A 14,831-nucleotide genomic window follows, 5' to 3' on the forward strand; every position below is an offset into this window, starting at 1 on the left:
TGCTTACCGTAGGACGGCTCGTGCGGTGAGGGTGAGGCCAAGAGGCTGAAGGGCCTCTCGAAGTGCGCTGGGGAGGGCGCATGCAGTCACGGGGCGGGTTCTTACGCGCGGCCAGAGGGAGCCGGAGGCGTCTGGTTGCTGTGGGAACGCTGGTGCTCGCGCTGGCTGCTGGTTCCGTGTCGGCGCAGGCCGTGCAGCCTCGACCGTCTGTCTCCCCCTCGGTTCCGGCCGGGCAACTCCAGGATCCGCAGGACCAGTCGGCGCAGCCCGCACCGGCAACGGCGGGCTCGGAGACGGCCGTCGGGCCGACCACGAGCAACGCTGTCTACGCCTACGATGCGGCGGGCCGACTCGTGGGGGTGACCGATCCTGTCGGGGAGACGGCTCGTTACCGCTACGACCAGGCGGGCAACCGGCTCGGGATCGACCGGTTCTCCTCCAGCACGCTGTCCGTGCTGTCCGTGGTGCCCGTGCGTGCCAAGGCCGGCGCCACGGTCACCCTGTCAGGCACCGGTTTCTCCACGACGCCGTCGGCCAATGCTGTGACGTTCGGCTCAAAAAGTGCCGTGGTGGGGCATGCCTCGGCCACCCGTCTTGTGGTGACGGTCCCCGACGGTGCCGCCGAAGGCCCTGTGTCCGTAGCGGTTGGTGCTTCCACCGCAAAGTCCACCGAGGCTTTCAGCCTGGCCTCTCCCGGTCCCTCGATCACCTCTGTGCAGCCCCCGGCCGGCCCGGCCGGTACGGAGGTCGTCCTTGCCGGATCCGGGTTCGCCGCCACGGCTTCCGACAATCTGGTGCGCTTCAACGGGGACACTTTGGCCGAATCAGTGCGGGCCACGTCCACGACCCTCACGGTGAAGGTTCCGGAGGGAACGACGACCGGGCGGATCACGGTGCAGACACCGGACGGGAAGACGACCTCGCCCGCCGACTTCACAGTGCCGCTCTCGGAAGACGCGGCATCGTTCGAGACGACGGTCCGCACCTCGGTGGCCGACGGGCCGGCGGTATCCGTCGCCGTCACCACGCCCGGCAAGCGCGGCCTGGTGCTGTTCGACGCCGAACAGGGCCAGCACATCTCCGTGGGATTCGCCCAGGCCACCTTCACCTCGTCAGCAGCAGTCCAGTTGATCGACCCGCGCGGCGACGCAGTGGGCTCCACCGGCTACATCTCCGCCGGGGCAAGCGACTACGAGGCGGACGGCCTGACGGCGTCCGGGACGTACTCCCTCGTGATCGACCCTCTGGCGGACGGCACCGGTGCCGTGACCGTGACCGTGTCCGAGCCAGATGGAGGGGAACTGCATTTCACCGACGCCCCGGCCGCCACCGTGATGAGCCGGATGGGCCAGGACGGACGGTGGACACTCGCGGCCGCCAAAGGCGACTCCTTCAGCCTGGGCGTCGACACTGCCGCGATGACCGACGGGCTTGCCGTTCGCCTGTACTCCCCCAGCGGCGATCAGGTCGACAGTCTCTACGTCTCCAAGGCCTTCACCGGCTCGCTGGACATCGATGCCCTGCCCTCCGCCGGCGTGTACAGCCTGTATCTCGATCCGGCCAACGGCGCGACCGGCACCGCCACCGTGACTGTGTCGCACTACGCACAGGCCACGGGGCTCGACCCCGACAAGAACGCCGTAGAACTGGGAATCAGCCGGCCGGGACAGGACGGCACGCTGTCCTTCAGCGCACTAGCCGGGCAGAAGCTCTCCCTCGGCGTCACCTCGACCGGCTTCCCGTCATACGTCAACTACCAGGTGTTCGCCCCCGACGGCAGCAAAACCGACAGCTTCATCGTGTCCGCTGGCGCGACCGCCGAATGGGACAGCGCCACCCTCACCCAGAGCGGAACGTACCGGCTGAAGGTCACCCCCGACCGCATCGGCACCGGCACGCTGGCAACGACGCTGTCCCGGACCGTGGCCATGGGGCAACTGTCCAGTACCAGTGCGTCGGTCGCCGCGCAGATCACCCGTCTCGGCCAGAACGCCGAGGCGACGTTCAACGCCTCGGCAGGAGACGACCTGTCACTCGGCATCAGCGAAAACACGTTCACCACAACCGTCCTGTTCGACGTGATCGCCCCGTCCGGCACCAAAGTTGTCAGCACCGCCGCGATGTCATCCACCGCCGGACGCACCCAGGGACTGTCGGACCTGCCCGAGACCGGTACGTACACCGTGGTCTTCGATCCCGTGAACGGCGTCCAGGGTGGCATGAAGCTGACGCTCTCCGCCGATCTCACGGTCGACGTTGCCGTCGACGGCAACGCAGCGCCGTTCACAGTCAGCCGTCCCGGCCAGCGCATCCGAGCCCGCTTCACCGCCCCCGCCGCCGACTTCCTCGGGGTGGGGGTCACCGGCAACACCATCGACCAGCTCTCGTACCTCTACCTGGTCGGCCCGGCAGGCGGAAACGGCTCCTACGTCACCGTCCTGTCCAGCAACACCGCGCAGGCAGCCCCCCTGACGGGGCTGACACCAGGCTCGTCCTACACACTGCTGCTCGAACCTCAGAACGCGGCCACCGGCGGTGTGACCGTGTGGCTCTCCAGCCCCGCCAACGCCGGCTCGCTGTCGCAGACCGCCCGTACGGGAACCATCACCCGGCCCGGACAGCAGTTGGAGTACACACTGACCGCCACCGCAGGCAGCGGCGCGTCGGTGATGTTCACGGGCACCACCCTTACCGGATCCACACCCATCAAATTGCTCAGCCCCGGATCCAGCACACCCACCACCCTCGGCTACCTCTCCACCACCGACGTGGACCTCAGAGCACCCCTGGCTGCGGGAACACACCGGCTGATACTGCAGCCGAGCCAGCCGGTCACCGGCAGCGCCACCGCCACCCTGATCCCCGATACGGACGGCGGAGCCCTCACCGTTGACGGCGGCACCAAGTCCGCCGCTCTGAACACCGCAGGACAGAACGCTCACTTCACCTTCACCGGCACGGCCGGACAGAAGCTCACCCTCGGACTGGGCACCCCGCCCTACGCGTGGTATCTGTCGGTGTCCACCCCGGACGGAACATGGCTGGTCAACGCCGCCTACATGGCCACCACAACGACGTCCTATGTGCTGCCGGCGCTCCCCGCGACCGGCACCTACACCGTCACCGTGGCCCCCACCCTGTCAAAGACCGGCACCTACAGCATGGGGCTGTCCACCACGCCGGCCGTCAGCACGGCACAGACCGAGGACGCCGCCCGCCAGGAAACCTCGTCCGCACGCAAGAACAGCCATGATCTCCGAGACCGCGACAGCACAGGAAGTAGTGTCGGCGGCATCGTTCCGGACGGTGCCGACGCATGGCAGCCGGACAAGCAGAATCTCACGGGCCGGGACTGGGTCACCCGGCGCGGCACCGCGCCGAAGTCTCCGGCGAAGCTGCGGGCGCCGCCAGGAAGGACGGCGCTGACCGGGCACGTCCTGAAACTGGACGGCACCCCGCTGGCCAAGGTGACAGTGGGGGTCGGGGCCACCCGCACGCGCACGGATGCCCAGGGACGGTTCCTGCTCACCGGGATCAGCCCGCAGGCGACCACCCTCGTGGTCGACGGCGCCACCGCCAACACAGCTTCGCGCAGCTACGGCCGGTTCGACATCCGTGTCCGGCCCAAGGCCGGTGCCTCGGTCGATCTCGGCTTCCCGGTCTGGATGACGCCGCTGGACACCAAGCATGCCGTCACCTTCGACGCTCCGGCGAAGAAGGACGTGGTGCTGACCACGCCGCAGATCCCCGGGCTCGAAGTGCGTATCCCCAAGGGCTCGGTGGTCCGTGACGAGAACGGCAAAGTCGTCACCCGGCTCGGCATCACCGCGATCCCCATCGACCGTGCGCCCTTCCCGCTGCCGAAGAACGGGGTCGTGCCCGTCTACTTCACCGTGCAGCCCGGCGGCACGTATGTGTTTCCCGAAGGCGCCCAGATCGTCTACCCGAACTACACACACGAACCTCCCGGGACCCGGGTCGACTTCATGGACTACGACCCCAAGGACAAAGGCTGGTACGTCTACGGGCACGGCCAGGTCAGCGCCGACGGCACCCAGGTCGTCCCGGACGACGGCACCCGGGTGTGGGCCTTCCACGGCGCGATGTTCAACACCTCGCTGCTCCCGCCGTGGCTGACATCGTGGCTCGACGACACTCTGGACTGGCTCTCCGGTGACCCGGTGGAACTCTCGACAGGCCTGCTCAGCGACTCCCGCACAGACCTGGCCGTCAACGACCCCCTCACCCCCATCGAGGTCACCCGAACGTACTGGCAGGGCGATACCGAAAGCCGTGCCTTCGGTATCGGCCGCGATCTCGTCTACAACGCGTTCCTGCATTCCCAGGAGCAGTACAAGCAGGTCGACCTGTATCTTCCCGGCGGACAGAAAGTGCACTATGTCCGCACGTCGGCCGGCACCGGTTACAGCGATGCTGTCTTCCGCCCGTCCACCGCTTCGGGCCGCTTCCGAGGCACGGTGATCGACTGGAACAACAAGTCGGGCTGGGACCTGACTTTCCCTGACGGCACGGTGTGGACGTTCCCGCAGTACGCCCCGCTCAAGGAGATCCACGACCGCTACGGCAACACTCTCACCCTCACTCGTGCCGACGGAACCCGCGGTGCTCTCACCCGCCTCATCGGCTCCAGCGGGCGGTGGATCACCCTGGCCTACGACACCAAGGGCCGTGTCACCCAGGCCCGCGACAACTCCGGCCGCAGCGTCTCCTACACCTACGACACCGCCGGGCGCCTGGAGACCGTTACCGACCCGGCAGGCAACGTCAGTTCCTACACCTACGACGGAACCTCCAACCGGATCGCCACGGCGAAGGATGCCCGCGGCATCGTCTACATGACCAACTCCTTCGACACCAGCGGGAGAGTCAAGCAGCAGACCCTCACTGAGGGACAGACCTACTCCTTCGCCTACACCACGACCGGCGCGAACGAGATCACGGCCACCGAGGTGACCCAGCCCGGCGGCGCCGTACGCCGGGTGGAGTTCAGCCAGGGCTACGGCACCTCCGACACCCAGGCCTACGGAACGAACCTGGCCCGCAAGACCGTCTACGAACGTGGCACCGAACGCCGCGTCGACGCGGTGACCGATCCCTACGGGCGGCGTACCGAGCTGTCCTACGACAGCACAGGCCACATCACCAGCTCCGTTGAACTGGCTGGGACCACTCATGCCCGCGCTTCCGGCACGGTGGTCTACGACGGCCCCTACGACCAGCCAAGCAGCATCACCGACGCACTCGGCCACACCACACAGTTCACGTACGACACCAACGGCAACCTGACGAAGACCACCGACCCCGAAGGCCGCGAGACCAGCTACACGTACAACAGCGCCGGACAGGTCAAAACAGTCACCGACGCCTCGCACGCGGTCACGACCTACACCTACACCAACGGCAACCTCACGGCGGTCACCGACGCCGAAGGCCGCACCTCCACCCAGTTCACGGATGCCGCAGGCAGGCCGATCACGCTGACCGACGAGTCCGGCTCAGCAACTACCGTGACGTACGACAAGCTCAACCAGACCCGTACGGTCACCGACCCGCTGGGCCACACCGCCAAACTCGACTACGACGCCAACGGCAACCTCACCACCCTCACGGACGCCCGCGGCAACACCACCACCTGGGCCTACGACGACGCCGACCGACCGAAGTCGGCGACCGATCCACTCGGCGCGCAGGCACTGTTCGCCTACGACGCGGCCGGTTTCCTCAGGACGGCGACCAATCGGTCCGGCACGTCAGCCGTGGCCGAGTACGACCTGCTGGGCCGACCCAAGCGCACCCAGTACGGCGTGGACGCCCTGGGGCAGGCGGAGTCCACCGTCACCCATGCGTACTACGACAATGACCTGCCCAAGCAGATCAGCGACAGCCAGGCCGGCAACCAGTCCTTCACCTACGACGTCTACGACCGCCTCGTGTCCACCACAGGCCCCACCGGCACGGTCGGCTATGAGTACGACGCCGGGGACAGACGCTCCCAGATGACCGCAGCCGGGTCCACCACCACGTACGGCTACGACACCTCGGACATCCTCACCTCCATCAAGTCCGGTGCCCAGCAGGTCTCCTTCGGCCTGGACGCGACAGGCCGGGAGAAGACCGCTTCTCTGCCCGGCGGCGTCACCCGCACCACCGGCTACGACACCACCGGCGTCATCACATCCATCGCCTACGCCCAAGGCGCAACAGCCATCGGCAACCTGGCCTACACGCGCGACCAGCGTGCCTTGCAGACCGGCCTGACCGGTTCGCTGGCGAAGGTGGCCCTGCCGGCCGCGGAGAGCGGCACACAGTTCGGCAAGGACAACCGCATCACCAGCTACGACAGCCGCACCTTCACCTACGACGCGAGCGGCCAACTCAAGAACGACGGTCTGCGCACCTACACCTGGAACGCGCGCGGCGAACTGACCGGCCTGGCCAAGGCCGCAACCACCTCGTCATTCGGCTACGACGCACTCGGTGGGCGCATCTCGAAGACCATCGGCGGTACCGCCAGGCGGTACCTCACCGACGGTTCCAACCCGCTGGTGGAGCAGGACGGGTCGGGAGCGACCGCGGCCACCGTGGCCACCTCGGGCCTGGACGAATTCCTGTCCCGCACCGAGGACGGAAAGACCCAGGTCTACCTGACCGATGCCCTCGGCAGCGTGGTCGGCCTGGCCGGCAGTGACGGCACCGTCGCCACCACTTACGCCTACGACCCGAACGGCACCTCCACTGCTTTCGGCGCTGCATCGACGAACCCCTACACCTTCACCGGCCGCGAGGACGACGGCACCGGCCTGCTGTACTACCGCGACCGCTACTACGACCCCCAGACCGGCCGGTTTATCTCCCAGGACCCCAGCGGCCAGGCCGGCGGTACCAACCTCTACCAGTACGCCCTGTCCTCCCCCACGACCTACACCGACCCCTCCGGCAACAGCCCCATGATCGCCGGCTGTGTCATCGGCGGCCTGATGGACGGCGGTCTGGACTGGGTCACCCAGCGCCTCTCGGGCCGCAAGGTCAACTGGGGCCAGGTCGGCCAGTCCGCCGCCATCGGCTGCCTGTCCGGCATGCTCGGCGAAGGCCTCGGCGCCGCGCTCGGAGGCAGGGCAGGCTCCCGTGTGGCAGGGTGCGCGGCCCCCAACAGCTTCACCGGCAGCACCCCGGTCCTGATGGCCGACGGCACCCGCAAACCCATCAAGGACGTCACCATCGGCGACACCGTGATCGCCTCCGACCCCGAGACCGGGGAGACCGGCCCCCGCAAGGTCACCGCCCTGATCAAGGGAGACGGGGACAAACAGCTCGTCGACATCACCGTGGACACCGACGGGCCCAGCGGAGCCAGGACCGGCACCATCACCGCCACCGACGGCCACCCCTTCTGGATCCCGCGACTCCACGAGTGGATGGAGGCCGGCGACCTCAAGGCAGGTCAGTGGCTGCAGACCAGTTCCGGCACCTGGGTCCAGGTCACCGCCGTCCGCCACCACACCGAGCAGGCCTCGGTCTACAACCTGACCGTCGAGGACCTGCACACCTACTACGTCCTGGCGGCGGGCACCGCGGTCCTCGTCCACAACGACAACCCGCTCGTCTGCCCCTTGAGGGTCTACACCGACCTCCTCAGAATGGGTCCGGGACCCAACAGCGGCGCGACCAGCGTCCTGTGGACCCCGTCCGGCAACATGTACTTCAACTTCAGCCAGTCCAGGTCGGTGGCGGAAGCGAGCAACTGGCCCCTGGTCCTGCGGCGGGTGTACAACCAGCTCGGTCATCACCGGGGGTGCGCCGAGATCGGCTGCATGCTTGACGCCCTCAACGCAGGCGAAACGATCAAGGGGAGCCGTAGCCTCGCGATGGTGCACAAACCGTTCGACCACCTGCGCAACAGGGAGCTGATCCCAGCCTGCGACCAGTGCAGGAGCATCATGGACCGGCTAGGCATCACCGACACCCTCGGAGGCGGGTGACCCATCATGGGAACGATCTTGAAGGGGCTCCAGCGTATTCCCTGGGGCACCCTCGAAGTGCCCAGGGGCTCGGCAAGGGACATCCCCGGTCTGCTGTCCAAGGCGGCCTGGGCGGACCGCGAGAACGGCGATCTGGCCCTGGACCGCCTGGCCGATCTCGTCTGCGAGCTGGGTTTCGTCATCTCCGAGGCCACCGCTCCGACCGTGCCGTTCCTGCTGGAGCTGGCCGGGGCTCCGCAGGTGGCCTGCAAGGCCGAGACGTTGAAGCTCTTGCTCAACATCTACTCCTCGCAGGAGTGGAGCCGTTCCGCAGCGGGTGCACTGCCCAAGTACGCCGACAACTACACCCACAAGGTCCAGTGGGAGAACGACGCGCACCGCGCGGTGCTGGACGGCCGTCACATCATCGAAGGCCTGGCCGACTCCGTGGATCCCGACGTCGCCGAGGCCGCCACCAAGCTGTTGGAGGCGTTCGCCGCGGAGGAGGGCCGGTGACGCTCCGCCCGGTCCGGGCCGAGCGGGGGCATGGTCGGTGACCGTGACAAGCAGGCGGGGTGTCCTGCGCGCCTCCATTGCCGCCGCCGCAGTCGGCACCGGCGGCCTCACCGTGGCAGCCGTCACCTCCATGCGCGGCACATCCAGTCACCACAGCCCCGGAGCGGCGCATCTGCGCGATGTGGCCCCACTGCCGTATACACAGGTCATCGCTCTCGACCTCGTGCGGGGGAAAGGTGGCCGCGCTCACGCGCTGCACGCCGCGCAGCAGGTGGTCGCGGCGTTGGATGGCGGTGGGATCGCTGCCTGGTTGGCGCTGGGCGAAGGGGCCATCGCGGAGCCGAACGCCAGGCCGCGGCAACTGCTGAGGATGCCCGTCTTCTCCGGCGACGTACTGGATCCGAAGCAGTCGCATGGGGATCTGTTGCTTCAGATCACCGGGACGTCGACCAGTGCGGTGCGGGACGCTGCCGAGCGAGCCGTTCGCGGGCTGGCGCGGTGGCGGGTCCGCTGGCGTCTTGACGGTGTGCGTCCGGAAAACCGCACGGAGGACGGCCGAGGGCTGGCTCGCAACCCGTTCCACTTCACCGAGGGATACGGCAACCCCGCCACCTCCGCCGAGGTCACCGAACGCGCCGTCGTCACAGCGGACCAGGGCGAGCCGGCCTGGGCGATCGGGGGCAGCTACCAGGTAGTACGCATTATCCGGCTGGCCACCGGCTTCTGGGACCGCGACACCGTCCACGATCAGGAGCGCATCATCGGGCGGCGCAGGGACGGCCGTTGGCTGGACGGCACGCCCAGCGCCGAACGGCCGGTCTTCGCCGCCGATCCGCACGGCACCACCACACCGCTCGATTCCCACGTCCGCAGGGCCGCCCCCGACCGCCGCCATCCCCCGCCCCTGGTTCGGCGCGGCTACAACTACCGCCGTGGTACCGACGACCAGGGCCTGATCTTCTCCTGCTTCCAACGCGACTTGGCGGAAGGCTTCGAGGCTGTGCAGAAGCGGCTGGAGGGGGAGGCGATGGCCAAGTACGCCCTGACCGTCGGCGGCGGTTACTTTTTCGTCCCTCCACCCGGCGGCAAGTGGCTCAGCGCATTCACTTGAAGACTCGCATCGTCATGCCTACACGCACACCGCTGCGCCTCAGTGTGGGTTTGAGGGAAAGCGAACCGGCGGCAGCACGGTCCCTCACAACTCGCAGACACCAGCCAGTCGTACGCGGTGCAGGTGCTCGGCCAGGCCAGGGCGGCCTGGACCAAGAGTGAGTCCATGATGTTCACCACGGGCCAACTGGGAGTCCCGGTGATGCTGATGGTCGTCCATGACGGCCAGGCTGCGGCCGATCCCGACGCGCAGAACACGATCATGCGAGGGACCCCGGGGGTCTGAGCCCCGAACGCGTGGCCTTGTCCGGGCGGGATTTCGATAGGGGGTCTGGTCACCGAGACCGGTGATAGGGATCGACATAGGGCTCCAGCGACTGCCGGATCTCGTCCCGGACGGGGCTCATGAGCGGGCCGGGAGCGTAGTACCGGGCACGGGCCTTGCCGTGGGGGACGAGCCACCCGCGAGTGACGAGTTCGCGGATGTCGCGGATGGCCTGCTGGTCGCTGAGGTCGGCGTCCTGCTGGTAGACGGTGCGGCGGACCTTGGCGTCGGAGAAGGCCGGGAGCAGTGCGTAGACGACACGCTCGTCCAGGCCGGTCTTCTCGACGGCTTCGACCAGGTGGGTCCAAGCGCGGGACATCACTTCGAAACGCCGTTGGGCCTGCTGGGCCTGGCGGTGGTGCGCGGACAGGCAGAACCGGATCCAGGGGTGGGTGTCCCGTTCAGGGCTCCAGCGGGGACCGCCCACGTCCTCAAGGACCTGATAGTAGGCGTAGGTGTTCTGGCCGCGTCCGAGCCACTCCTCGATCGAGGAGAACTCGGGCGGCATCAGCGCCTCGCGGGAGAAGACCAACGTGGACAGGGCGCGGGACATGCGCCCGTTGCCGTCCTTCCAGGGATGGATCTTGACGAGGTTGAGGTGGGCCATCGAGGCGCGGACATGCACTGGCGCATCGCGATCGCCGTCGTTGAGCCAGTCGATGAACTCCCGCATCAGCACGGGGACTTCCGCGTGGTCGGGGGCGGTGTAGGCGGGTACCAAGGGGTCGTCGGGGCTGGTGACGTGGACAGGGCCGTCCCGCCAGCGGCCGGGTCGCTTGTCGAGGTGGTGGCCCTGGAGCATGAAGTGCAGGCCGTTGAGCAGGCCGGCGTCGTACCGGAAATCGTCACCGGCGTCGGCGAGGGCCTGGATGTAGATCGTGCCTCGCTGGTAGCCCTCAAGCTCTGCGCGGGTCCGGTCCCCGGTCTCCAGGGGTTCTTCGCCGGACATCAGGGCTTCCACGTCGTCGACCGTCGCGGCGTATCCCTCGATCGTGTTCGACCCCGCGATGGCGCGTGCGGTGAGGTTGCGGCGTAGTTGGCGCGTCCAGCGGGGAGTGGCCCGCAGCATGTGGCGCAGGGCGCGGCGCATGGCCTCGACCTCATCGAGCACCCGCAGATCGTCGGCGTCCAAACGTGGAGTCGAGTACAGCATGAAGCAATGACACGATGATTGTGTCATTGAGTCAAGGCGAGTTGAGACCTAGCGCACAGTCTCACTCGCTCATCGCTGGGCAGGGGGATCAGCGGGCGGGTGTCCGGCACATCTCACGATGCGGTACTCGGGGGGTGGAATCCGGACGCTCGTTAGACTGAGCCGACCGCGGTACAACGGCGTATGTGCGGAAAAGGGACGAACTGAGCGAGGAGCGCACGTGGGCCTTGTCGTGCAGAAGTACGGAGGCTCCTCCGTAGCCGATGCCGAGGGCATCAAGCGCGTCGCCAAGCGAATCGTGGAAGCGAAGAAGAACGGCCACCAGGTGGTCGTCGTCGTTTCCGCGATGGGCGACACGACGGACGAGCTGATCGATCTCGCCGAGCAGGTGTCACCGATGCCTGCCGGACGTGAGTTCGACATGCTGCTGACCGCCGGAGAGCGGATCTCCATGGCGCTGCTGGCCATGGCGATCAAAAACCTGGGCCACGAGGCCCAGAGCTTCACCGGCAGCCAGGCAGGCGTCATCACCGACTCGGTCCACAACAAAGCCCGGATCATCGATGTCACGCCGGGCCGCATCCGGGAGTCGCTGGACCGGGGCAACATCGCCATCGTCGCCGGCTTCCAGGGCGTCAGCCAGGACAAGAAGGACATCACCACGCTCGGCCGCGGTGGCAGTGACACCACGGCCGTCGCCCTCGCCGCCGCCCTCGACGCCGAGGTCTGCGAGATCTACACCGACGTCGACGGTGTGTTCACCGCCGACCCGCGGGTGGTCAAGAAGGCCCGGAAGATCGACTGGATCGCCTTCGAGGACATGCTGGAGCTGGCCGCGTCCGGCTCCAAGGTGCTGCTCCACCGCTGTGTGGAGTACGCCCGCCGTTACAACATCCCGATCCATGTGCGGTCCAGCTTCAGCGGGCTTCAGGGCACGTGGGTCAGCAGTGAGCCACGCATTCAAAAGACACAGCAGCGAGGGGATCAGAAGGTGGAGCAGGCCATCATCTCCGGTGTCGCGCACGACACCTCCGAGGCCAAGGTCACGGTCGTCGGCGTGCCGGACAAGCCGGGCGAGGCCGCCGCGATCTTCCGGACGATCTCGGACGCCGAGATCAACATCGACATGATCGTGCAGAACGTGTCCGCCGCCTCCACCGGCCTCACGGACATCTCCTTCACCCTCCCCAAGGCCGAGGGCCGCAAGGCCATCGACGCCCTGGAGAAGAACAAGGCCGGCATCGGCTTCGACTCCCTGCGCTACGACGACCAGATCGGCAAGATCTCCCTGGTCGGCGCCGGGATGAAGACCAACCCGGGCGTCACGGCCGACTTCTTCACCGCCCTGTCGGACGCGGGCGTGAACATCGAGCTGATCTCGACCTCCGAGATCCGCATCTCGGTCGTCACCCGCGCCGACGACGTCAACGAGGCCGTGCGCGCCGTGCACACCGCCTTCGGACTGGACTCCGACAGCGACGAGGCCGTCGTCTACGGAGGCACCGGACGTTGACCCCGGGGACGTCGGACGCGCGGACGTCCCGGCCGACGCTCGCGGTCGTGGGAGCGACCGGAGCCGTCGGCACGGTCCTGCTCCGGATCCTGTCCCAGCGGGCGGACATCTGGGGCGAGATCCGTCTCGTCGCCTCACCGCGCTCGGCCGGCCGCAAGCTGGCCGTGCGCGGCACGGAGACCGAGGTGCTGGCCCTGTCGGAGGACGTCTTCGACGGGGTCGACATCGCGCTGTTCGACGTACCGGACGAGATCGCCGCGCAGTGGGCCCCGGTCGCCGCGGCCCGGGGCGCGGTCGTCGTGGACAACTCCGGGGCGTTCCGGATGGACCCGGACGTGCCGCTGGTCGTCCCCGAGGTCAATCCGCACGCCGTGCACGCGCGGCCGCGCGGGATCGTCGCCAACCCCAACTGCACCACCCTGTCGATGATCGTCGCCCTGGGCGCGCTGCACGCCTCGTACGGGCTGCGCGAGCTGGTGGTGTCGTCGTACCAGGCGGTCAGCGGGGCCGGGCGGGCCGGGGTGGAGACCCTGCGGCAGCAGATGGCGCTGGTCGCGGGCACCGAACTGGGCACCCACCCCGGTGACGTGCGGCGGGCGGTCGGCGACAACACGGGGCCGTTCCCGGAGCCGGTCGCGCTGAACGTCGTCCCGTGGGCCGGGACGGCGTGCGAGGGCGGCTGGTCGTCGGAGGAGATGAAGGTGCGGGACGAGTCCCGCAAGATCCTCGGACTGCCCAAGCTGCCGGTGGCCGTGACCTGTGTACGGGTCCCGGTCGTCACCACGCACTCCCTGACCGTGCACGCCCGCTTCCAGGACGAGGTCACCGTCGCCGGGGCCCGCGAGGTCCTCGCCACCGCGCCCGGGGTCGTCCTCTTCGACAACCCGGAGGCGGGGGAGTTCCCGACGCCCGCCGACGTGGTGGGCACCGACCCGACCTGGGTGGGCCGGGTGCGCCGGGCGCTGGACGATCCGACGGCCCTGGAACTGTTCGTCTGCGGGGACAATCTGCGCAAGGGCGCCGCGCTGAACGCCGCGCAGATCGCCGAGCTGGTGGCGGCGGAACGGGTCTGAGGACGGGTGTGACAGCGGGTGTGAGCCGGTCGATGGCGCTGATCACTTGTATCGGACACCTTTGACCACCGAAGATTGGCGCTCAAGCATTTCCCTCCCCGTTCTCCGCAACCGTGCGCCGGGCGGGGAGCGTCTTTGCCGTCACCCTTCGGGTGGCGCAGGGGTGTGCACGATCACGGCGGGGACGCGGTGGTCCGGGCGTGGGGGCGCTCGTACATATGCGGTATATGCCATATAGGGGAAGAGCGGGACGGATGAGAACGGTGCCGGTTTCGCGGTGCGCCGCGAAAGGGACGGCAGACGCGTACAACCCCTTCGGGGGGACGCGTGTCCAACTGGCGTGGCAGAGGTACTCGACTTCCCAGCGGCGACCCGCGGCACGGCTCTACGGCCGCCCCGCGTCGCCCTCCGCCCCCGCGTGCCAGGGGCACCCGGCGGCATGCCGGTGATCGCGCCCATGCCCGCCGCGCGGCCCGCCCGCATCCCCAGTCAGCGTGACGGCGCCGAGGAGTCCGTGGCCGCCGGGACGACCGTCGACCACCTCACCGAGACCTACCGGGCGCACTACCGCTCGCTGCTCGGCCTCGCCGCCCTCCTTCTCGACGACACCGCCTCCTGCGAGGACGTCGTCCAGGAGGCGTTCATCCGTGTCCACTCCGCGCGCAAGCGGGTCCGTGACCCGGAGAAGACGCTCGCCTATCTGCGCCAGACCGTCGTCAACCTCTCCCGCTCCGCCCTGCGCCGCCGCATCCTCGGACTGAAGCTGCTGTCCAAGCCGATGCCGGACATGGCCAGCGCGGAGGAGGGCGCCTACGACCAGTTGGAGCGCGACTCGCTGATCAAGGCGATGAAGGGCCTCCAGCGCCGCCAGCGCGAGGTCCTCGTACTGCGCTACTTCGCGGACATGACGGAGGCCCAGGTCGCCCAGACCCTCGGCATCTCCCTCGGCTCGGTCAAGGCGTACGGCTCCCGCGGCATCGCGGCCCTGCGCATAGCCATGGAGGCCCCGGCGTGAGCGACCATCCCGAGGGACGCGACACCCCCGAGCCTCCCGAACCGCACGACTCCGACACCACCGGGTCCACGTCGGCACCGCTCGACGGTCCCGACTCTGACGCGCGCTCCGCATCGCCCACGGGGCCCCGCCCCGAGCCGTCGGGCG

Annotated in this window: 7 protein-coding genes; 6 read left to right on the plus strand and 1 reads right to left on the minus strand. The window is 68.4% G+C overall.

The window, feature by feature from the left end; genetic code table 11:
- Nucleotides 1–80: 80 nt before the first annotated feature.
- From G6W55_RS38315 to G6W55_RS14005, 3 genes are read left to right on the plus strand one after another with little or no spacing between them, the layout of a single operon-like run.
- Entirely contained in the window at nucleotides 81–8,000 is a 7,920-nt protein-coding gene (locus G6W55_RS38315) for an RHS repeat-associated core domain-containing protein (protein ID WP_254876243.1), read from the plus strand.
- Between the two features lie 6 nt (nucleotides 8,001–8,006).
- Nucleotides 8,007–8,495: a hypothetical protein gene (locus G6W55_RS14000; protein WP_175521157.1), complete on the plus strand. Its 489-nt coding sequence runs from the start codon at nucleotides 8,007–8,009 to the stop codon at nucleotides 8,493–8,495.
- Nucleotides 8,496–8,532: 37 nt separating this feature from the next.
- The gene (locus tag G6W55_RS14005) at nucleotides 8,533–9,606 is read left to right on the plus strand and encodes a Dyp-type peroxidase (protein ID WP_309243712.1); all 1,074 of its coding nucleotides are present in this window, start codon (nucleotides 8,533–8,535) and stop codon (nucleotides 9,604–9,606) included.
- A 334-nt stretch (nucleotides 9,607–9,940) separates the two neighbouring features.
- Here the strand turns inward: G6W55_RS14005 and G6W55_RS14010 are convergent, their stop codons facing one another.
- Entirely contained in the window at nucleotides 9,941–11,083 is a 1,143-nt protein-coding gene (locus G6W55_RS14010) for a Fic family protein (RefSeq protein WP_244368233.1), read from the minus strand.
- Nucleotides 11,084–11,303: 220 nt separating this feature from the next.
- On the opposite strand from G6W55_RS14010, the gene G6W55_RS14015 reads away from it, so the two are divergent.
- From G6W55_RS14015 to G6W55_RS14025, 3 genes are all read left to right on the plus strand, one after another.
- Complete coding sequence (locus G6W55_RS14015; protein ID WP_175521158.1) at nucleotides 11,304–12,596, plus strand: aspartate kinase; 1,293 nt, start codon at nucleotides 11,304–11,306, stop codon at nucleotides 12,594–12,596.
- On the plus strand, nucleotides 12,593–13,669 hold the full coding sequence (locus G6W55_RS14020; protein ID WP_175521159.1) for an aspartate-semialdehyde dehydrogenase: 1,077 nt from the start codon (nucleotides 12,593–12,595) through the stop codon (nucleotides 13,667–13,669). Before G6W55_RS14015 ends, G6W55_RS14020 begins: the two co-directional genes overlap by 4 nt.
- A gap of 439 nt (nucleotides 13,670–14,108) precedes the next feature.
- Nucleotides 14,109–14,684 carry a SigE family RNA polymerase sigma factor gene (locus G6W55_RS14025; protein WP_175521160.1) on the plus strand — a complete coding sequence of 192 codons (576 nt, stop codon included), beginning with the start codon at nucleotides 14,109–14,111 and terminating at the stop codon, nucleotides 14,682–14,684.
- Nucleotides 14,685–14,831 lie beyond the last annotated feature (147 nt).

The organism is Streptomyces sp. CAI-85, from assembly GCF_013363615.1.
Taxonomy (GTDB): domain Bacteria; phylum Actinomycetota; class Actinomycetes; order Streptomycetales; family Streptomycetaceae; genus Streptomyces; species Streptomyces antibioticus_B.